Annotated in this window: 15 protein-coding genes; 13 read left to right on the top strand and 2 right to left on the bottom strand. The window is 49.1% G+C overall.

Features of this window, described 5'->3' with window-relative positions:
- Positions 1–40 precede the first annotated feature (40 nt).
- The 8 genes from Q1B04_RS12405 (at position 41) to Q1B04_RS12440 (ending at position 9,989) form a co-directional block, all read left to right on the top strand.
- Complete coding sequence (locus tag Q1B04_RS12405; RefSeq protein ID WP_299759137.1) at positions 41–1,813, top strand: efflux RND transporter periplasmic adaptor subunit; 1,773 nt, start codon at positions 41–43, stop codon at positions 1,811–1,813.
- An 11-nt stretch (positions 1,814–1,824) separates the two neighbouring features.
- The gene (locus tag Q1B04_RS12410) at positions 1,825–1,953 is read left to right on the top strand and encodes a hypothetical protein (RefSeq protein WP_299759139.1); all 129 of its coding nucleotides are present in this window, start codon (positions 1,825–1,827) and stop codon (positions 1,951–1,953) included.
- 30 nt (positions 1,954–1,983) lie between these two features.
- A complete protein-coding gene (locus Q1B04_RS12415; RefSeq protein WP_299759141.1) occupies positions 1,984–2,604 on the top strand; it encodes a DUF3347 domain-containing protein in 621 nt (206 codons plus the stop codon).
- Between the two features lie 442 nt (positions 2,605–3,046).
- Complete coding sequence (locus Q1B04_RS12420) at positions 3,047–5,482, top strand: outer membrane beta-barrel family protein (protein ID WP_299759143.1); 2,436 nt, start codon at positions 3,047–3,049, stop codon at positions 5,480–5,482.
- Between the two features lie 268 nt (positions 5,483–5,750).
- Positions 5,751–6,443, top strand: a complete 693-nt coding sequence (locus Q1B04_RS12425; RefSeq protein WP_299759145.1) for a hypothetical protein — start codon at positions 5,751–5,753, stop codon at positions 6,441–6,443.
- Positions 6,444–6,560: 117 nt separating this feature from the next.
- Complete coding sequence (locus tag Q1B04_RS12430) at positions 6,561–7,022, top strand: hypothetical protein (RefSeq protein ID WP_299759147.1); 462 nt, start codon at positions 6,561–6,563, stop codon at positions 7,020–7,022.
- 344 nt (positions 7,023–7,366) lie between these two features.
- The gene (locus tag Q1B04_RS12435) at positions 7,367–8,419 is read left to right on the top strand and encodes a ferredoxin--NADP reductase (protein WP_299759149.1); all 1,053 of its coding nucleotides are present in this window, start codon (positions 7,367–7,369) and stop codon (positions 8,417–8,419) included.
- A 106-nt stretch (positions 8,420–8,525) separates the two neighbouring features.
- A complete protein-coding gene (locus Q1B04_RS12440) occupies positions 8,526–9,989 on the top strand; it encodes an aminoacyl-histidine dipeptidase (RefSeq protein WP_299759151.1) in 1,464 nt (487 codons plus the stop codon).
- A gap of 575 nt (positions 9,990–10,564) precedes the next feature.
- On the opposite strand, the gene glgP is transcribed toward Q1B04_RS12440, so the two are convergent.
- Complete coding sequence (gene glgP / locus Q1B04_RS12445) at positions 10,565–12,220, bottom strand: alpha-glucan family phosphorylase (RefSeq protein WP_299759153.1); 1,656 nt, start codon at positions 12,218–12,220, stop codon at positions 10,565–10,567.
- A 281-nt stretch (positions 12,221–12,501) separates the two neighbouring features.
- Between glgP and Q1B04_RS12450 the strand changes: the two genes are divergently transcribed.
- The 5 genes from Q1B04_RS12450 to Q1B04_RS12470 all read left to right on the top strand — a co-directional run bounded on the left by Q1B04_RS12450 (position 12,502) and on the right by Q1B04_RS12470 (position 19,208).
- Positions 12,502–12,975 carry a MarR family transcriptional regulator gene (locus Q1B04_RS12450; RefSeq protein ID WP_299759155.1) on the top strand — a complete coding sequence of 158 codons (474 nt, stop codon included), beginning with the start codon at positions 12,502–12,504 and terminating at the stop codon, positions 12,973–12,975.
- An 87-nt stretch (positions 12,976–13,062) separates the two neighbouring features.
- On the top strand, positions 13,063–14,418 hold the full coding sequence (locus Q1B04_RS12455) for a TolC family protein (RefSeq protein WP_299759157.1): 1,356 nt from the start codon (positions 13,063–13,065) through the stop codon (positions 14,416–14,418).
- Between the two features lie 20 nt (positions 14,419–14,438).
- Positions 14,439–15,494, top strand: coding sequence for an efflux RND transporter periplasmic adaptor subunit (locus Q1B04_RS12460; RefSeq protein WP_299759159.1), 1,056 nt, complete (start codon positions 14,439–14,441; stop codon positions 15,492–15,494).
- A gap of 140 nt (positions 15,495–15,634) precedes the next feature.
- On the top strand, positions 15,635–18,814 hold the full coding sequence (locus Q1B04_RS12465) for an efflux RND transporter permease subunit (RefSeq protein WP_299759161.1): 3,180 nt from the start codon (positions 15,635–15,637) through the stop codon (positions 18,812–18,814).
- 133 nt (positions 18,815–18,947) lie between these two features.
- Positions 18,948–19,208: an acyl carrier protein gene (locus tag Q1B04_RS12470; protein WP_299759163.1), complete on the top strand. Its 261-nt coding sequence runs from the start codon at positions 18,948–18,950 to the stop codon at positions 19,206–19,208.
- Between the two features lie 124 nt (positions 19,209–19,332).
- Here Q1B04_RS12470 and Q1B04_RS12475 read toward each other — a convergent pair whose 3' ends face one another.
- On the bottom strand, positions 19,333–20,076 hold the full coding sequence (locus Q1B04_RS12475; RefSeq protein WP_299759165.1) for a metallophosphoesterase: 744 nt from the start codon (positions 20,074–20,076) through the stop codon (positions 19,333–19,335).
- Positions 20,077–20,082 lie beyond the last annotated feature (6 nt).

Below are 20,082 nucleotides of genomic sequence, written 5' to 3' on the forward strand. Positions count from 1 at the left end.
AACTATCAATTAAAAAAATATTTATCTACAGGATAAACACATGAAATCTAAAACGAAGCAAAACATAACGTACCTGCTGATAGCTGTGGGCGGCCTGCTGCTGGGCTGGCTGATCTTTGGAGAGCGATCTTCGGAAGAGACACACGTCCACACAGCAGATGTGGCAGGCGTAACCGAGTATACTTGCTCCATGCACCCCCAGATCCGGCAGAACAAGCCAGGCCAGTGCCCTATCTGCGGCATGGACCTGATTCCGGTAACCACAGGCGGAAACGGTAGCGATGCGGCAAGTCCCTACGTGCTGGAAATGACCCCGGAGGCTATTGCCCTTTCTAACATCCAAACCTCGCCGGTACAGCGCGTAGACCCGGAGAATGAGCTGTTACTGTCGGGTACTGTAGAACTGAACGAACAGAAAGTTTCCTCGATCACCGCGAAGTTTCCGGGGCGCATTGAGCGGCTGTATGTTAACTTTACCGGTCAGGAAGTGCGCAAGGGAGAAAGGCTGGCTTCTATCTACTCTCCGGAGCTGCTCACGGCACAGCGCGAGTTGCAGGAAGCGGCTAAATCAAAAGACCTGATGCCGGAATTGTACGAGGCTGCCAAAACCAAACTGAGGCTCTGGAACATCTCCAACAGCCAGATACAGCGCATTGAAAACGCTAGCGAACTGCTCACCAACTTCGATATTTACGCTGATGCCTCCGGTGTGGTAACTGAGCGCATGGTGGCCGTAGGCGATTACGTAAGCACCGGTTCCGTACTGTTTGAGGTAGCTAACCTTACGTCAGTGTGGGTGGTGCTGGATGCCTACGAAAGCGACCTCTCCTGGATTAAAGAAGGGGCTACGGTAAACTTTACGGTGCCCGGCATTCCCGGAAAAGAGTTTACGGCCAACGTACAGTTTGTAACTCCTGTGCTCAATGCCAGTACAAGAGCAGTGCAGGTACGCGCCGAAGTTTCCAACCCGGGCAACCAGTTAAAGCCTGGCATGTTTGCCAACGCCCGCATCAAAACATCCACCAAATCAGCGGCACGCGAAAACGCACTGGCCATACAGCGCACCGCCGTTCTCTGGACAGGCAAACGCTCTGTGGCTTATGTGAAAGTGGCTGATCGTGAGGCACCTGCTTTTGAGATGCGCGAAATAACACTTGGCCCCCGCGTAGGCGATATGTATATTATAGAGTCGGGGTTGAGTGAAGGAGAGCAAGTGGTGACCAACGGCGTGTTTGCCGTGGATGGTGCCGCCCAGCTAACGGGCAACTACAGCATGATGACAGCTCCGGCCAACAAGATGATGGAGGTGCCCGAGCAGTTTCAGCAGCAGGTAACAGCGCTGGTGGACACGTATTATACTTTGAAGAACGCATTGGTAGCCTCTGACGCACCCGCGGCCCGCCAGGCAGCTGGCAAATTTAACCATGCGCTAAGCAAGGTGGATATGAGCCTACTGGATGGCAGCACCCACGCCAAATGGATGCAGCTGCTGCCTACGCTGCAGTCAAACGCCGGTACAATTAAGAAAAGCACGGCCATAGAGAAACAGCGTGAGGCATTCTCACCGCTCTCTGACCATCTGATTGAGGTGGTGGAGACTTTCGGCACGAACAAAGAAATTGTGTATAAACAGAAGTGCCCGATGGCGCTAGGCGACAAAGGCGCTTTTTGGCTGAGCGAGCAGCAGGAGATCAGAAATCCATACTTTGGAGAGGCCATGCTTAGCTGCGGCGAGACAACGCAAACCTTCCGAAAAGGCGCTGGTGTGCCTGCTGCTGAGAAACCAAAGCCTGTACAGCCTCACGTGCATTAAACTATTACGCCATGAAGAACTGTTGCAAAACCGAAAACACCGCACCTCACAAGCCAAAGCAAAACTGGCTGAAATGGTTTATTTATGCAGCGGTTATACTTGCAATTGTATTTGTGGCGCTTCAGCAAATAAACTATTGAAATCAAAATTTATAACTATTATTTAACACCATGAAAAAGACATTTTTTGCAGCAGCTGTTGTAGCCGCGTTCGCCTTTACGTCATGCTCTGAGAGCAACACCGATAACACAGCGGCCACCACAGAGCACCACGAAGAAGCGGATCATAGCGAAATGGACCATGCGCAGGCTGTGGTAGAAACACCTGACTATACTTCCGGGGCAGAGCCCGTAGAAACGCAGATCTCTCAGTTAGTGGGTGAATACCTGAAGCTGAAAGATGCTCTGGTTGCCTCTGACGCCGATGCCGCCAGAGCCGCTGCCAATGAGGTGCTGACCGTAGCCAAAGCCATGCCTGTTGCCTCCCTGTTAGATACAGAAGCGAAGGCCTTTGCCGAGGAGAAAACTGATAAAGTGATCAGCAGCGCCACCAGCATTAGCGGTGCTGCTGACATTGATGCACAGCGCGAGAACCTGGAGCAGCTTTCGGAGTCTGTGTACGCTATGGCAAAAGCCTTTGGTGCCAACGACCAGCAACTATACTATCAGCACTGCCCGATGGCCCTGAACGACAAAGGCGGCTATTGGCTGAGCTCTAACGAAGAGATCCGTAATCCATACTTTGGCGATAAAATGCTGAAGTGCGGCAGCACAAAAGAAGTGCTGGACTAAGTATAAAGTTTAAAATTGTATTGAAAGGCAGAGGGCTCAGAAAGCTCTCTGCCTTTTTTTGTTTACAGCGCCGGCTGTTATTGATACGGCTTCAGCAAGACTGCTCTAACCGAAAGCTATACTTCTGAGACAGTTTCACTTAGTCATTTATACTTCCTGATAAATCATAACTCTAACGATAGAAGCTATACTTGCCTTTATTTTTTCTTGAGTTAAAGCAACCTTTCCACCTGCTCCTTTATCTTTTTACCCAAAGCCTTTCATGGGGAGCGAGCTAACACATACTCTGCGCCCTTGCCCAGGTTCGGCAGGTGTTAGAAGATAAAATTCTCCGGTTCGTCTAAAAGTCATTTCATAAACCAAACAGTACCTTGCTATACAAAGTACTATAGTATACTTTTACAGCATCGATCCATTTATCAAAACTACACAAAATAAAACCATGAAAAAAATTTACGTTTACCTCACACTTCTCTTTTTCCTCTGTACCAGCCATACTTTTGCGCAGACGGCAGGTATGCTAACAGGCACTGTTCTGGACGACAAAAACCAGCCTGTGGGCTTTGTGAATGTGGCCGTAATGGAGGCTGCCAGTTCTAAAGTAATAACAGGCGCCATTGCCGACATGGACGGGAATTTCCAAATTATGACGCCAGCCAAAGGAACTTACAAGCTTAAGCTGAGCGGCTTAGGTTATACAGAACACCTGACGCCAGCCTTTGAGGTAACCGGCCCCAGCTTCTCCAAAAACTTTGGCCAGCTGCAGGTAAAACCTGATACAAAAGTGCTGGCAGAGGTACAGGTACAGGCCATGCGCCCCACAGTTATTACGGAGCCTGATAAGATGGTGGTGAGCGTGGAGGGAACCGCTTTGGCCAGCGGCGCCACCGCCTATGAGGTACTCACCAAATCGCCGGGCGTATGGGTAGACCAGGATGGCAACATACAGCTGAACGGAAAATCCGGTGTGCAGATAATGGTTAACGGCAAACGCAGCTACCTCTCTGGCAAGGAACTGCAGACGCTGCTGCAGGGCATGTCTGCCGAGAATATCAAAAACCTGGAGCTTATCACGAACCCTTCGGCTAAGTTTGACGCTGAGGGAGCCTCGGGTGTAATCAACATCAACTTAAAAAAGGCTGTGGACACTGGTATGAACGGGAGTGGGTACGCCGGCTACCAGTACAACAGCCTGAGCACCTACACCTCGGGTGCAGAACTGAGCTACAAAAGCGGAAAGTGGAACTCCTTTGGCAGCCTGGACTTTGCCCGCCGCACGCGTTTCCGGGATATGGAGATGACGCGCCTTTTTACAAATCAGGACGGTAGTAAAAGTAATTTCGACCAGTTAGGGTATGAAGAGAGTGAGCGCTTGGAACCTTCACTGCGCATCGGCACCGACTATGATGTAAATGAAAAGCATAGCATCGGGGCTATGGCCAACATCATCTTCAACAGCAGCACCAATAGCTTCCAAAGCGATTCATACTTACGAAACGGCAACTCAGCGGAAAATCTGTACATCGACGCCCTAAACTCGGCTGAAGGCAACTATGGAAACGGCACTTTTAACCTGCATTACCTGGGCAAGTTCGATACAACTGGCACTAGCCTTTCTGCCGACCTGGACTATGTGCACATTACCAGCCGCGATGATTTTGAGTTCCGCAACAGGTACGTGCCCGCTAACGATGCTCCGGTACGCAACGAACTGCTGCTAAGCGAGAACCCGACCGGCTACGATATTTATTCTGCCAAGGTAGATTTCACAAAGCCACTTGCTAAAAACACTAAATTGGAAGTAGGCGCTAAGGCCAGCCATGTGGTGTCGGATAACGAGCTGCGCTTTTACGAGACAGCCGATAGCAAGAAAACCATCGACCCGAAACGCAGCAACCACTTCATCTACAAAGAAGATATTTATGCAGCTTACGCTAACCTTAATGCTAGTCTGGGCGAAAAATGGACACTACAGGCAGGCTTGCGTGCAGAGCAGACGGACTCCAGGGGCAAATCCTTGACAACCAATGAGAAAACCGACCGCAATTACCTGGACCTGTTTCCGAGCGTGTTCCTGCAGCAGAAGGTGAGCGATAATTACCAGATCGGATACAAGTATAGCCGCCGCATTAACAGGCCTAATTACCAGGCACTTAACCCATTTATTTTTTACCTGGACCCGTACACCTGGGCAAAGGGAAATCCGCAGTTAAGGCCGCAATACACAAACTCTTTTGAGGTAACGCACACACTTAAGCAGACTTACAACCTGATTCTGGGCTACTCTGTTACGGATGATTATATAGCGGAAGTGCCAAGGCAGAACCCAGAGGATAACACTACGGTTTTCCAGCAGCAGAACGTACGCGATATGAAAAGCGCCAGAGCTACTTTGGTGGCACCCATTAAAGTATCGAAGAACTGGGACATAAGTAACAACGTGGTTGTGATGTACCAGGAATTCACCAACATGTCGAACGGGGAGCTGGTTGTAAATGACCAGGTAACAGCTATCGCCCAAACAACCAACAACATTATGCTGCCGCACAACATCCGGCTGGAAGTAGGCGGCAGCTACCAGGGCGCTGCCGTGTACGGCCTTTACAGAGTAGAACCGCTATGGTGGCTGGATGCCGGCCTGAAGCGTAGCTTCCTCCAAGACAGGCTAACCCTGAGCATGAATGTAACTGACATTTTCAAGAGCCGTGTGCTGAAGGTAGATACAGAACTGAACGGCAACATCAATGCCATCGAGCAGTACCAAGGCGCCCAATCTTTTAGGGTAAACCTGCGCTACCGCTTCAGCAAAGGCTCGGAGTTTGTATCTAAAAAACGCAGCGTAAACCTGGACGAGCTGAACCGTGCAGGCGGAAACTAATTAGTATTTTGTGTTAGAGCGAAAAAGTCCTGCGGCGTTTGCTGCAGGGCTTTTTGCTTGACATACTTTTGCTAGCTTAACCTCTGATTTTATACTTGCTGATTGAGCGGATGATTTACGTAATGGGGTTAATCGCTCCTGCTGCAGTGAACTCTTAATTTTGACTAGCAGGAAGTATAGATTTAAACTTTTGAGATCTAAAATCATATCAATTTCTAAAAATACCTCTATATTAGAGTATAATGCTTTAGAATGCTGCTACCAACTCATGAAACAAACTTTCTGCTCACGCCCTAATTCTTCGCTGGCTTTCGCCCTGCTGCTTCTTTTAGTTTTGGTCAGCGGCTGTATCCCTTCTACACAGTTTACCTCCTCTGCCGGGGGCTGCCCCACAGCTTTGGTGGCTGGAGAGAAGTTGTTGATTGGCGAGGCATTTGGCATAACACCTAATCGGTCTTACGAGCTATACCAAATGCTTGATTCCCAGGTTAAAGAAGCCGGAATACAACCAGCCTATGCCGTGGAGCAGGACATGTACCTCCGGGTACAAGGCGTAAAACCTGAGACTGCCACTGACACGAGCAACCTGGCAAAGATGCAGCAAATGGGTTATGCATATTATCTGGAATTAGCAGTAGGTAACCAGGCTGCGGGCTTGGGTTATGCCTCTGTTAGCGCAGCAGAGAAAAGGGAAATGCAGCAGTACAATGTTAGCCCTACCCAGGACAATACGAAGGCTACAGTTAAGTTTAACCTTTATTCTACGCAGGCAAAAAAGCTGATCTACACCCTCACCACCACCACAGAAATATCCCCGGTAACCTTGCCAAAGCAAGACCAGGCAAACGGGCACAGAGGCAGTACTTCTGTTAACTTGTCCTCCATCAGCATGGCAGTTGACAAAGCCTTCCAAAAAGGAACCCAAAAACTGTTTGAAGATTGTAAATGCTGCCGTGAGTAGCCTTCGCTTTGTTTGAGACTCCACCCTAAACGTACTATTGCAGTGTCAGCTTGGCGCGTTCCAACGTTAAATAGCAAAATAATGCAGTGACCCAAATCATTTAACTGAGATAATGCTATGCACCAGAAACCAATCTTAATTCGCTTTATACTTTTCGCATCTGCTTCAGCTATGCTGTCTGCAACAACTAGCTGTGATCGGAACAATGACCGCATCAACCGCAAGTATGTTTTGGAAAATGGCACTGAGCACGAAATAAAAGTTGAGTTTTACAGATTTGGGAGACAACAAAAGACAGCATCTATCACAGGGGCAGGACTAATTGCAGAAGGCGTTTCCAGTAATGATGCAGGTAAAACAATAAGTGCTCAAGCTGCTTTTGCGACAGACTCTGTGATTGTTACGTTCGATGATGAGAAGCAACAGGTTTATACCAATATTGTATCATCTTTGAGAAAAAACATTTCCCCGGAGTTCAGAAATATACTCGTGGATTCATCCTATGAGAGGGAGAGCAATTCTCTTTACCGCTTCATATTCATAGAAGAAGATTACGATAAGGCAGAAGATTGTAAATAACCGCACAAACAATACTTGCCCCTGCTCAAGATAAAAAGATTTTAAGTAAGAGCGGATAAGCTAAAGGTTGTCCTAAGAAGACGCTCCTTGCCGTTGCAGGTATAGTACTTGCCAATACTTTTCACTTTAAACTACAACTCCTGCAGCAAAGCGTTTCGACCCTGCATGAGCATGCTTATAAGATTGATCATAACCACTATTTTAAAGATGGTTAGAATGACAAAAATCATCATGCTTTATCCTCAAAGCTAACCTGATGCGCGCTGGGGTTGTTTTACATTCTCTATTCTGAAACTTGAGTGCCTTGTACCGATCTCCCAGTCTTTCGCGTATGAAAACGCATCATGATGAAGCAGACACCATCTACAGACCATTACACGCTTACGGTTACAGGAATCCGCCAGGAGCTGCCAGATTTTAAAACCTTCGTACTTGAACCGGACAGGCCCCTCGATTATAAAGCCGGCCAGTACCTCACGCTGGTGCATTCAGATAAAGAACAGGATATAAGAAGATCATACTCCATCACCTCCTCGCCGGCGCTGCAGGAGCCGCTAAGCATTGGCGTAAAGCGTATCGAAAACGGTTTTTTCTCCAGAAGGCTGGTTGATGATGTGCAGCCGGGAGACAAACTGTATGCCGCAGGTGCTGCCGGGCTTTTTATACTTCCCGATAATATGCCTGCTTACCGGCAAGTGATTCTGTTGGCAGCCGGAAGCGGCATCACGCCTGAGCTGTCACTTTTAAAATCTATACTTTATACTTACCCGGATGTGGCGGTAACGCTTATCTACAGCAACAGTAACCCTGAAAAAGCAATTTACAAAGAGGAGCTGCAGCAGCTGGCGCAGGCTTTTCCCCACCGCTTTCGGTTACAGTTTCTGTTCAGTAATTCGCCGGATCTGTCGCGGGCAAGGTTGTACAAAGACCTGCTGCAGCAGTTTGTGCGCCAGTATGCGGAGGCACCGCTGCAGCAGGTGCTGTTTTACATATGCGGGCCGTACAGCTATATGCGCATGTGTTACTGGGCACTTCGGCAGCTAGGCGCTCCCACAGAAAATATCCGCAGAGAGAACTTCAACACCACCAAAGTGGCCATCAGCCAAACGCCACCCGATACCGCCCCGCATGAAGTTATACTTCAGGTAAACGACCAGGAACACAAGCTAACGGTTGAGTATCCGGATACCATACTTCGGGCGGCGCGAAAAGCCGGATTGCACCTGCCTTACAGCTGCGAGGCAGGCAAGTGCGGCAACTGCACCGCCCGCTGCACCAGCGGCAAGGTATGGATGTCGTATAACGAGGTGCTGACGGAGCGGGACCTGCAGCAGGGGCTTATACTTACCTGCGTCGGCTACCCGGTGGGCGGCCCGGCTACGCTGAAAATACGCTGAGAAAGAGGCTTTCTGCCTGCCTCTCACATTTTTCCGGCTGAAATACGTAACTTTAAGCCTGCGGCCATTGCTGCACCAAAAACGGAAATTAAAAACGATACAAACTATGAGCTCTGAAGTACGCAGCCTGGAGCCGAAGGCGCTTTGGGAAAACTTTGCTGACTTAAACGCTGTGCCACGTCCCTCTAAAAAAGAAGAGCGGGTGATACAGTTTATACTTGATTTTGGCCAGAAGCTAGGCCTGGAAACCATAAAGGATGAGGTGGGCAACGTCATCATCAAAAAGCCTGCTACGCCTGGCATGGAGAGCCGCCAAACCATAGCCATGCAAAGCCACCTGGACATGGTGCACCAGAAAAACAACGACACCAACTTTGACTTCGACACACAAGGCATTGACATGTATGTGGATGAAGATTGGGTAAAGGCCCGTGGCACCACGCTGGGCGCCGACAACGGCATCGGCGTAGCTACTATCATGGCCATACTTGCTTCTAACGATATTGCACACCCGGCCATCGAGGCGCTTTTTACCATTGATGAAGAAACCGGCATGACCGGTGCTCTGGGCCTGAAAGGCGGCTTGCTGGATGCCAGCATCCTGCTGAACCTTGATACTGAAGACGACCGCGAACTGACCATCGGCTGCGCTGGCGGCGTAGATGTAACCGCCACAGGCAAGTATGAGCAGGAAAACACACCAGCAAGTATGGCTGGCTACAAGCTTACGGTAAAAGGCCTCACCGGCGGCCATTCCGGCATGGATATTATACTTGGCCGCGGCAACGCCAACAAACTAATGAACCGCCTGCTGCACCACGCCTCCAAACAGTTTGACCTGCGCATTGGAAGTATAGACGGTGGCGGCTTGCGCAATGCCATCCCCAGAGAGTCTGCCGCTGTAATAGCTATGGCAGAAAGTGATAAAGCGGCTTTTGAGAAGTATGTGGAGGAGCAGCGTACTGTACTTGTGCAGGAGTACAAAACCACAGACCCTAACCTGCAGGTACAGTTAGAAAGCACAGAAGCCCCGGCACAAGTAGCCGCTTCATCCTTTGCCTCTACCCTACTGCGCGCTATATATGCCACGCCAAACGGCATTTACCGCATGAGCCCAGAGATTGATGGGCTGGTGCAGACTTCGAACAATGTGGCCCGTGTAGAACTGAAGGACGGAGCTTACAAAATCCTCTGCCTCACCCGCAGCTCCGTAGACTCTGAGAAAGATGACTTGGCGGCGGCGATACAGGCAGCGTTGGAACTGACTGGCGCTGAGGTTACTTTTAACGGTTCTTATCCAGGTTGGGCTCCTAACCCCGATGCTTCTATTATAAAGTTGATGAGTGATTTGTACCGCAGCAAGTTCAACAGCGAGCCGGATGTGAACGCCTGTCACGCCGGATTAGAATGCGGTATACTTGGTTCCAACTATCCGGGTATGGAGATGATTTCCTTCGGCCCGAATATTCGTGGCGCCCATTCCCCGGACGAGAAAGTTCAGATCAGCTCTGTGCAAAAGTACTGGGACTTCCTACTGGAAACGCTGCAGCGCATTCCGGAGAAAATATAAGTATAAAAAACAAGGAAGCCGCTCAGTAGTTGGGCGGCTCCCTTGTTTTAGCAGGGAATGCGGTTCTTCTGGGTCCAAACACCAACCCTTTAGCAGCTTAACATAATGTCCACTTTTTTGTTGCAAGTCCAGTGAGATTCCGGTGCCCGTGAGGGCATTGCGACCGAAGGGTAGCAAAGGAAGGGAACACAGCGCGATGCGGGAAGACGAGGCCTCCCTTAAAGAGGGCCCCTACCCCCGCCTGGAGGGAGCCAAAGCAAGAGGTGAAAAGAGCAGGATGTAAAGCCGTGGATAAGCAGCAGTTAGAAAGTATAACCTGTATAAAGGAGTAAGCAGTGGCTATGCAAGTATAAACAGGCAATTTTAAAGTATGGCTCAGGTAATAACACTAAAGGCACGAGTTGCAAACTCGCGCCAGCGGAGGCTTGGCAGGTCATGCATTTTTAAAAAATACCCTTACTCAACAATTATACATCAAGTGTTAAACAGCGGAGGCCGCCCAAAGTATAAATTAAGCGGCCTTCAATGTTTTAAATTCCAGCTTTACGGGGTAACCCTACCAGCATTGAAATTAATTAACTATTAAACATCTGCTCATAATACTGATGCGCCATTCGGTTAGACTCAAAATGCGGCACCACATCGCGCATACTTTGCTTCACGATATGTAGCCAGCGCTCCTGGTTGTGGTAGTAAACAGGTACAATCTCTTTTTCCATCAAACGCATCAGATTACTGTAGTCCTCATCGTCCTGCGCCTCGTTAGGTTTGCTGGTATCTGCAACGGGGAGCACAAAGCTGTTTTCACCATTGCGGGCATATTCTGGCAGCCAACCATCCTGCACCGATACGTTTACACCACCGTTCATGGCGGCCGTCATGCCACTGGTGCCAGAAGCCTCTCGTGGTCTACGCGGGGTATTCAGCCAAACATCACAGCCCTGCTTCAGCTTACGCGATAACTCAATTTCATACCCTGTCAGCACGGCCATATTATCCAGTTGCTGCGAGATTTTGACAAGCTTGTTAAACACGTTTATCGCCCCAAAATCGAACGGATAAGGTTTGCCGGCCCATATTACCTGCACCGGCATCTCCTGGTTTGATATCAGATCGACGAAGCGTTCGATGTCGCGCACGATCAGGTCGGCGCGCTTATAGGCGGCAAAACGCCTTGCCCATACGATGGTCAGCACATCCGGCCGAAAAAGCTTGCCTGTCTGGTTTGCCACTTCTTTAAACAGCTGCTGCTTCAGCTCCTTTTTCCGTCTGGTCAGCGCATTGTCATCGTCTCGCTCCTGCGCCTCCCAAAGCTCCATATCAGCCCAAAAGTTAAAATTCTGCGCATTGGTGATAGCCTTGATCTCGCATACGCCCTCGTTGTCGTACCACATATCGCGGGCTACCTCTCCGTGCAGTTGCGACACGCCGTTGGCTACTTTGGCCAGTCGGAGTGCCGCTAAAGTATGGTCAAACAGCTGCCCGTGCATGGCTGTTAACTCCCGCACCTCCTCCAGCGACACGCCGTTAAAGAAGCTCATCTTGTTCAGCAAATGAATGTCGTGCTGCTCGTTGCCTGCCTTTTCGGGAGTATGTGTGGTAAACACCAGGCGCTTGCGTATCTCGTCTAGTTTTCCGTAATCTTCAAAAAGCTTAAAGGCAAGCGGTAGGGCATGCCCTTCGTTCATGTGGTAGATCTCAGCCCCGCCAAGCGCCTCTACCACTTTAGCGCCGCCCACTCCTAAAACTATACTTTGGGCAATACGTGCCTGTGGCTCAGGATCATAGAGGCGGTGCGTAATGGTGCGGGCCAGATGGTCATTATCAGGAATATCGGTGGTGAGGAAATACATGGGCACCGTTCCGAATATCTCCGGCTTTAGCACCATGGCTTTTACCAGTACCGGATGCTCGTTAACCAGCACCCTCACCGTAATGCCCGAATCCTCCAGAAAAGAGTAAAACTTCTGCTGAAAATGCGGGCGCATAGTCTGGTCTTCATTCCGCTCCTGGTCATAGTAGCCATACTTCCAGAGCATGCCAATACCAATCATATTTTGCCTCAGCTCACAGGCGCTGCGCATATGTGAGCCTGCCAGAAAACCTAATCCGCCGGAGTACACCTTTAGCGCCTGGTCGATGCCGTACTCCATACAGAAGTAGGCGACACGTTTTTTATACTGCTCGTTGATTTCGTAAGGATGATACCATCTGTTGTATAATGAAGCCATAAGTAGCTATTTTTTATCTTGACACATCGTATTTAACTGATATTCGGAAACATAACGCTGCATACCGAAATTATCTTATACCCTAACCTCCTACGCATGATTTAGCATTATAGATAGATATAGCTTAAATCCACTCTACTAAGCTTTTAAAATAGATAAAATACTATACTTTTGCAGCCGCTTCTAAAAAAGATAAAAATATTGGTTCTTAAATTTTAGAACTAAAAGAACCATTTATACCTTTGTGCTGTTCAGAATATAGAACACTAGAGAAAAACACGATGAGCATAAAATTGGACGATAAGCACAAGGCACTGATTGAGAAAATAGGGATTGCCCACGAGGAGAAGGGGCTGCAGCCGGTGGCAGGACGCATTTTGGGCCTGCTTTACGTTTCGCCACGCCCTGAGCTCACTTTTGATGAGATCCGGGAAACGCTTAACATCAGCAAAAGCGCCACTTCCACCGCCCTCAACCTGCTCATGCACATCGGCCATATAGATTATACCACTTTCTCCGGCAACCGCAAGCGTTATTTCAGGCTTAAAGTTGGCAACTGGCGCGACCTGATCCAGGGTGAGATTGAAAAGGTAATCAAAATGAGCCACGTGCTGAAGGAAGTACTGGCTGTGCGCGGCGATGAGACTCCCACCTTTAACTGCAGCATTGAAGAGTTTGCAGACTTCATGCAGTTTATGCACAAGGAGTTTCCGGTGCTGCTGCAGCGTTGGGAGCAAACCAAAAATAAAGAGTAGCCTCTTTTTTTGACCTATTTAGTTCTCTGTTTTCAGAACCAACTATAACTAAAAAGAACTTAACAAACTGTTTAATTTTATACAACTGTGATCAAGAAATATTTTTTAATCGGCATGATGGCGCTCGTCCTGAAGCCAGCCTTTGCCCAGGAGCCAGCCACTGGCGGACAGGTGCAGGAGCTGACGCTGCAGGAAAGCATAAAGTATGCGCTGAGCAACAACCAGGATGTTAAAAAAGCGATTTACGACGAGCAGATCGGCACGCAGCAAATCCGGGAGGCCAGAAGCCAGGGACTGCCACAGGTAAGCGTTTCCGGTGGAGTAGACTACTATCCTGCCCTGCCAACTCAGATTTTACCCGGCGAACTGGCCGGAATGCCTGGTCAGGACATACCTGTTAAGTTCGGTAAAGACTATAACGCCAACGGCAACGTACGCCTGACGCAGCTGCTCTTTAACCAATCATACTTTGTGGGGCTAAAAGCCGCCAAAACAACGCAGGACCTTTACCGCCTGAGAAGAGAAATGGCTGAGGAAGACCTGATCTATAACATCAGTACGGCTTACTACCAGACGCTGCAAACCAAAGAGCAGTTCGAGAATATTGAGGCTAACCTGCAGCGACTGACGGAACTGGAGCGCATCATGGAGCTGCAGTACCAGAACGACCTGGTGGCCAAGGTGGATGTAAACCGCATAAAAGTGAACAAGACAAACCTGCAAAACCAGTTGCAGACCTTAACCACTTCTTTCGAGCAGCAGAAGAACATTCTGAAGTTCTTTATAAACATGCCGCTGGAGCAGGAAATCGCCCTTACCAATGAAACAGGAGGGATTGACAATGTAGTGACTGAAGCGATAACCGCAGAGCAGGCTGCTGCACAAAAAACGCAGTTCCAGTTATTGCATACCCAGAAGCAGCTGCAGGGCTACAGCATTAAAAATGTACAGGCTGGCTACTATCCTACTTTGTCTGCTTATGGCCAGTATGGCTATAACACCCAACGCGACGAGCTTTTCGGTTCGGACGTGCCGTGGTTTAAGACCTCTGTGGTAGGCCTGCAGGTTAACATCCCGATTTTTGATGGCTTTAGAAAAGACGCTCAGGTAAAGCAAGGGCAACTGGAGCTAAAGAAAACGGAAGAAGATATCTCCAAGCTGGAGACAAACACGGCTGTTGAACTGACAAACGCGCTTGCCCAACTACAGAACAGCGAAAGCTCCATTGAGGTGCAGCGACAGAATGTAGACCTGGCGCAAGAGGTATACAACACAACCAATGACCGGTACAAGGAAGGCATTTCGCCACTCACCGACCTGCTGGAAGCAGAGGTAAGCCTACGCGAGGCCAAGACAAACCTTAACAACGAGAACCTGAAGTATAAAATAGCCCAGCTGAACTATCTGAAAGCCAGAGGCGAGTTACAAATATTAACACAATAAGACACACACCACAAACACAAATGAAAAAGGTAATTTATATCATAGCAGTACTGGCAGTTTTAGGGCTCATTGGTTACAAACTGATGAGCAACAAAGAGCAGATGGCCGCAAACGCAGCTGTAGCCGAGATTAAGAGTGATGCTATTCCGGTGGGTATTACAGAGGTTAAATCCGCCAAACTTGACAAATCGTTTACGGCGCAGGGTAACTTCGCTCCTATCCAGAGCCTGACGCTTCTATCGGAAACGCAGGGCCAGATACAGCGTGTTCTGAAGCGCAAGGGCGATAAGGTGAATGTTGGGGAACTGCTGCTGCAGGTAGAGAGCAACACCATGGCTGCGGATTTGGCTACAGCCCAGACTAACGCTCAAAAAGCTCAAAGAGATCTGGAGCGTTTCGAGAACCTGGCCGCCGGCGACGCTATTACTAAAAGACAACTGGAAGAAGCCCGTTTAGCCGCTAAGTCTACGCAGGCGCAGTTGGTAGCAGCCCGTCAGCGCTTGAACAAAACACGTATCACAGCCCCAATCAGCGGCGAGATAAATGAGATCTATGTAGAGGTAGGTTCTTACCTGAACGCAGGCACGAAGCTATACGACATTGTAAACGTGGATAAACTGAAGCTAAAAGTGAAAGCATCGGAAAGCGAAGTGCTCCTGATCAACAAAGGCGATAAGGTAACGGTGAAAGCAGATGCAGGTGCAGGCCAGGAGTATGAAGGCACTGTTACTGCCATCGCTGCGCAAGCCGACCCAACCCTGAAGTTTGATGTGGAAGTGGAAGTGAAAAACGCCGCCAACAACAACCTGAGAGCCGGTATGTATGGCACTGCATACTTTGAAGTAGCCGACCAGCGCGAGGCCATGCTGTTGCCGCGTGAAGCCATTGTAGGAAGCATTCAGAACCCGAACGTGTATGTGGTGAAAGACGGAAAAGCCTTCAGCCGCCAGGTGAAGGTAGGTATTGTGACCCAAAACCAGGTAGAGATACTGGATGGCGTTAAGCCGGGCGAGAAGATTGTACAGAGCGGCCAGATCAACCTTCGCGAAGGTATGAAAGTGACTGTGCTGAAGTAAACAGTTAATTGTTTGCTCTTTCGGATTTGCAATCAGAAAGTATAGCTGCCGCGGATTTGCAAATCCGCTACTATAAAAGCTCCGGATTGCAAATCCGAAGCAGCATGAAGAAAAACTTCTTTCTTAAGAGAATTTAGAAAATGAATATAACCAAATTATCGATACAGCGATCAACCCTGGTGGTGGTGGTATTTACCGTCCTCACGCTACTCGGGATTGTCAGCTACCAATCGCTGAACTATGAGCTTTTACCGAAGTTCAGCCCACCGGTGCTTACAGTAAGTACCATTTATCCGGGTGCTTCGCCTAACGAGGTAGAGAACTCAGTAACGAAGGAGATTGAAGAAGCACTCTCGTCGTTGGAAAACGTGAAGGAAATGAACAGTACCTCTTTGGAAAGCTTTTCTATCATCACGATCCAGCTGAACCAGGGTACGGACGTAGACTTGAGCTTACAGGATGCGCAGCGTAAGATCAATACGATTTTATCAAAACTTCCGGAGGATGCCGATGCGCCCACCCTGAACAAGTTCGACTTCGACGACCTGCCGATTATCAAGATGGGTGCTACGGCCAACATGTCGGCAACAGAATTCTATGACCTAATCGACAAAAAGATCAAGCCGGAGCTTTCGAGAGTGCCGGGTATGGCGGCTATCAAAGTATTGGGTGGCCAGGAGCGTGAGATCAAGGTAAACATCGACGCCAATAAACTGGAGGCTTATAACCTTTCTATCCTGCAAGTGCAGCAGAAAATCCGCAACTCCAACCTCGACTTCCCTACAGGTAAGATTAAGCAGGAAAGCGGTCAGACGCAGATTCGTTTGGCTGGTAAATTCCAGTCTCTGGACCAGCTGCGCAACCTGATCGTACGCGAAGACCAGAACGGTATTGTGCGTTTGTCTGATGTGGCCGAGGTACAGGATACGCAGAAGGACGTGGAAGTACTGACGCGTGTAAACCAGAAAGCCTCTGTGGGTATTACCATCCAGAAGCAGTCGGATGCCAACGCCGTGGAAGTAAGCCGCCTGACAAAGGAAGCGCTTGCAAAATTGGAGCAATCCTATGCTGACCAAGGCCTGAGCTTTGAAATTGCCAGCGACTCCTCCGACTTTACCCTGGAGGCTGCCGACTCTGTGATGCACGACTTGGTAATTGCGATTATACTTGTGGCCGTGGTGATGCTCTTGTTCCTGCACTCGCTGCGTAACGCCGTGATCGTGATGATCTCTATTCCGGCATCTTTGGTGGCTACGTTTATAGCCATGTATTTGCTGGGTTACTCGCTTAACCTGATGTCTTTGCTGGCACTATCGCTGGTGGTGGGTATACTTGTGGACGATGCCATTGTGGTAATTGAAAACATTCACCGCCACATGGAGATGGGCAAAAAAGCGGCGCAGGCTGCTTACGACGGTATCCGTGAAATTATGGCTACGGTAACGTCTATCACACTTGTAATTGTGGTAGTGTTCATCCCGATTGCCCTTTCTTCAGGCCTGGTATCGGACATTCTGCGTCAGTTTGCCGTGGTAGTGGCGATTTCTACAATGATTTCCCTGTTCGTGGCTTTCACGCTGATTCCGTTGCTGGCCAGCCGTTTCTCGCGCCTGGAGCATGTATCTGATAAGAACATCTTTGGAAGGTTTATACTTTCATTCGAGCGCTTCCTGGATAGAATCATCGACGGCTTTATAGCTGCTCTAAAGTGGGCGTTCAACCATAAGTTCATCACGTTAGCCTTAACCTTTGTGCTGCTGATTGCCTCATTCATGCTGGTGCCGTTCGGCTTTATCGGTTCAGAATTTATACCTGCCGGTGACCGTGGTGAAGTAAGCTTGCAGCTGGAGTTGCCGAAGAACGCGACTGTGGAGCAGACTAATTTGGCTACAAAGCAGGTAGAAGCATTTCTGCAGTCTAAACCTGAAGTAAAAAGAATATTTACCACCGTAGGTACAACTACCTCGGCTCAGGCAGGCCAGAATACAGCCTACAAATCAGATGTATCGGTTACGCTGGTAGACGTGAAGGAGCGTGATTTCAGCACCGACCAGTTCAGCCGCCAGGCCAAAGCCGATATCGAGAGCAAGTTTCCGGATGTGGAAGTAACGCCGGTTCCGGTTGGTTTAGTAGGTAATTCTCAGGCACCGATCCAGATCATCGTGTCAGGTTCCAGCCTGGACTCTGTGATGGCTTTCTCAGAAAAGCTGATGGCGATTACGGAAAGTATACAGGGTACAGCCGACGTGGACATGTCTGTAGAAGGCGGTAACCCGGAGATTGAAGTGGTAGTGGACCGTGATAAGATGGCGAATGTTGGCCTGTCGCTGGAGAACGTGGGTGCGAGTATGCAGCTTGCCTTCAGCGGCAACTCTGATGTTACCTTCCGTTCCGGCACCGAAGATTACGATATCAACATCCGCCTGGACGAATTCGACCGCCGCAGCGTAACCGACATTGGCAACCTGCCTTTCGTGAACAACCAAGGGCAACTGGTGCGCCTGGCGCAGTTCGCCGACATCCGCCAGTCTACTGGTCCGTCGCAGCTGGAGCGTTACAACCGTGTAACTTCGGTTAAAGTAGAGTCGCAGGTAATCGGTCGTCCGTCAGGTTCGGTAGGTGCCGATATTCAGGCCAAGGTGGCCGAGATTGACATACCTGCCGGTGTGAGCATCGATTATGGCGGCGACCTGAAAAACCAGAGCGAAGGTTTCGGTACGCTGGGACTTGCTTTGCTGGCCTCGATCATCTTCGTGTACCTGATCATGGTGGCGCTCTACGACTCATACGTGTATCCGCTGGTGGTACTGTTCTCTATCCCGCTCGCTATCATCGGTGCCTTGCTTGCCCTGGCACTGGCGGCTCAGTCGTTGAGTATCTTCTCTATACTTGGTATTATCATGATGATTGGTCTGGTAGCGAAGAACGCGATTATGGTGGTGGACTTTACAAACAAGCTGAAAGATGAAGGCGTGTATGTAAAAGACGCCCTGGTTGAAGCTGTTCGTATCCGTTTCCGCCCGATCCTGATGACAACGCTGGCCATGGTGATTGGTATGTTGCCGATTGCGCTGGCAGGTGGCTCGGTGGCCGCTACTAAAAACGGTCTGGCCTGGGCTTTGATCGGCGGCTTGAGCTCTTCAATGTTCCTTACCTTGATTGTGGTGCCGATTATCTACTACGGCTTCGACCGTATACTTGCCAAATTTGGCCTCGATAAGAAAACCGTAATCGAGCTGGAAGATAAGTCGTTGGAAGAACTGGAGCACGAAACCAAAGCGCTGGAAGACCAGAAGATGGCGCATGAGTTTGCACACTAAGTAATTACTTTCTATTCATATTTGACTGTTTAGTGGTAGGATTGTGGAGGCTTCTGGCTTTCACAATCCTTTAACCACACTCGCTGCTAAGGAAAGGCAGCAGGCAATATTTCTCCATTAACTCTTACATGCCATGACTAATGTGATCCCAAATACACAGGCAATTCAAAACGAAGTGGTTAACATTATCACTTCCATTACCAAAATCAACCCAAACAGGCTACTGAAAGTCCGCGACCTCACCAGTCTGGGGCTTGATATTATCGATGTGGTGGACATAATCCTGAAAGTGGAGAAAACCTACCAGCTTACAATACCTGACGAGGTGCCGGTTTATACTGTTGATGACTTTGTGAACTATGTTTACAGCCATAGTGCCAAGCAAGCCAGCTAGAAGCCGTAGAAAATCACATAAAACCAGAAAGGGAGCCGCAGTTTATACTTGCGGCTCCCTTTCTGGTTTTATACATCCTGTTTATACTTTGTGCAAAGTATAAATCTCAAATTTAACTTCTGATTTATACTTCAAAAATAAAGAATGGCGGATCGTAGCCTTCTTTCTGAAGTATGGGCTTGGATACATTGAATACTTTTACGCCTTTCGATGTTTCGCCCTCCAGCGTACCGATGTGCGCATGCCCGTGAAAAGCGGCTACAACCTCGCGTCTGTTAATCGGTTCGGCCAGGCGCGATGATCCAAGGAACGGGAAAATCTGTTCGGGCTCCCCAATTATCGTAGCTTTTATAGGAGCGTAATGCAGCACCGCAATCTTTTTTACGTCCACGGTATCGCTGTCTATTCGAGAGAGGGCACCGTCTAGTTTCAGAGCTTCGTCCACGGCCTCCTGCACAAACTGCTTAATCATCGGCTCGCCAAACATGCCTAGCATGCTGTTATCAAAGCCGCCGCCAAAGCCTTTTACGCCGGCAAAGCCCACATTCCCAATCACCACACTGTCGCCATCCAGCATGTGCACGTTCTGCTTTATCAGCACTTTGCGTATGGCTTTCTGGTTATCGCGCTCATAATCGTGGTTACCGAGCACAGCCACAACCGGAATACTGCAGGACTTCAGCTCCTCTGCCAGCACCTCTGCCTCTGCAGTGCGTCCTGTATCTGTCAGGTCTCCGCAAAGCAGCAGCACATCCGCCTCTTCTGATACTTTCGTAAAATATTCTTCGTACTTCCCGCGGTCCGTCTCCCGCACATGTATATCCCCTACTGCCGCAATTCTGGTTTTTTTCTCCTTTTTTGTAGCCATGTGTTT

The sequence above is a fragment of the uncultured Pontibacter sp. genome (genome assembly GCF_947495565.1).
GTDB lineage: Bacteria > Bacteroidota > Bacteroidia > Cytophagales > Hymenobacteraceae > Pontibacter.

Excerpts from the sequence above, each read along its gene's own strand:
- Q1B04_RS12405 (WP_299759137.1), top strand. The coding sequence starts at position 41 with ATGAAATCTAAAACGAAGCAAAACATAACGTACCTGCTGATAGCTGTG.
- Q1B04_RS12410 (WP_299759139.1), top strand. The coding sequence starts at position 1,825 with ATGAAGAACTGTTGCAAAACCGAAAACACCGCACCTCACAAGCCAAAG.
- Q1B04_RS12415 (WP_299759141.1), top strand. The coding sequence starts at position 1,984 with ATGAAAAAGACATTTTTTGCAGCAGCTGTTGTAGCCGCGTTCGCCTTT.
- Q1B04_RS12420 (WP_299759143.1), top strand. The coding sequence starts at position 3,047 with ATGAAAAAAATTTACGTTTACCTCACACTTCTCTTTTTCCTCTGTACC.
- Q1B04_RS12425 (WP_299759145.1), top strand. The coding sequence starts at position 5,751 with ATGAAACAAACTTTCTGCTCACGCCCTAATTCTTCGCTGGCTTTCGCC.
- Q1B04_RS12430 (WP_299759147.1), top strand. The coding sequence starts at position 6,561 with ATGCACCAGAAACCAATCTTAATTCGCTTTATACTTTTCGCATCTGCT.
- Q1B04_RS12435 (WP_299759149.1), top strand. The coding sequence starts at position 7,367 with ATGATGAAGCAGACACCATCTACAGACCATTACACGCTTACGGTTACA.
- Q1B04_RS12440 (WP_299759151.1), top strand. The coding sequence starts at position 8,526 with ATGAGCTCTGAAGTACGCAGCCTGGAGCCGAAGGCGCTTTGGGAAAAC.
- glgP (WP_299759153.1), bottom strand. The coding sequence starts at position 12,220 with ATGGCTTCATTATACAACAGATGGTATCATCCTTACGAAATCAACGAG.
- Q1B04_RS12450 (WP_299759155.1), top strand. The coding sequence starts at position 12,502 with ATGAGCATAAAATTGGACGATAAGCACAAGGCACTGATTGAGAAAATA.
- Q1B04_RS12460 (WP_299759159.1), top strand. The coding sequence starts at position 14,439 with ATGAAAAAGGTAATTTATATCATAGCAGTACTGGCAGTTTTAGGGCTC.
- Q1B04_RS12465 (WP_299759161.1), top strand. The coding sequence starts at position 15,635 with ATGAATATAACCAAATTATCGATACAGCGATCAACCCTGGTGGTGGTG.
- Q1B04_RS12470 (WP_299759163.1), top strand. The coding sequence starts at position 18,948 with ATGACTAATGTGATCCCAAATACACAGGCAATTCAAAACGAAGTGGTT.
- Q1B04_RS12475 (WP_299759165.1), bottom strand. The coding sequence starts at position 20,076 with ATGGCTACAAAAAAGGAGAAAAAAACCAGAATTGCGGCAGTAGGGGAT.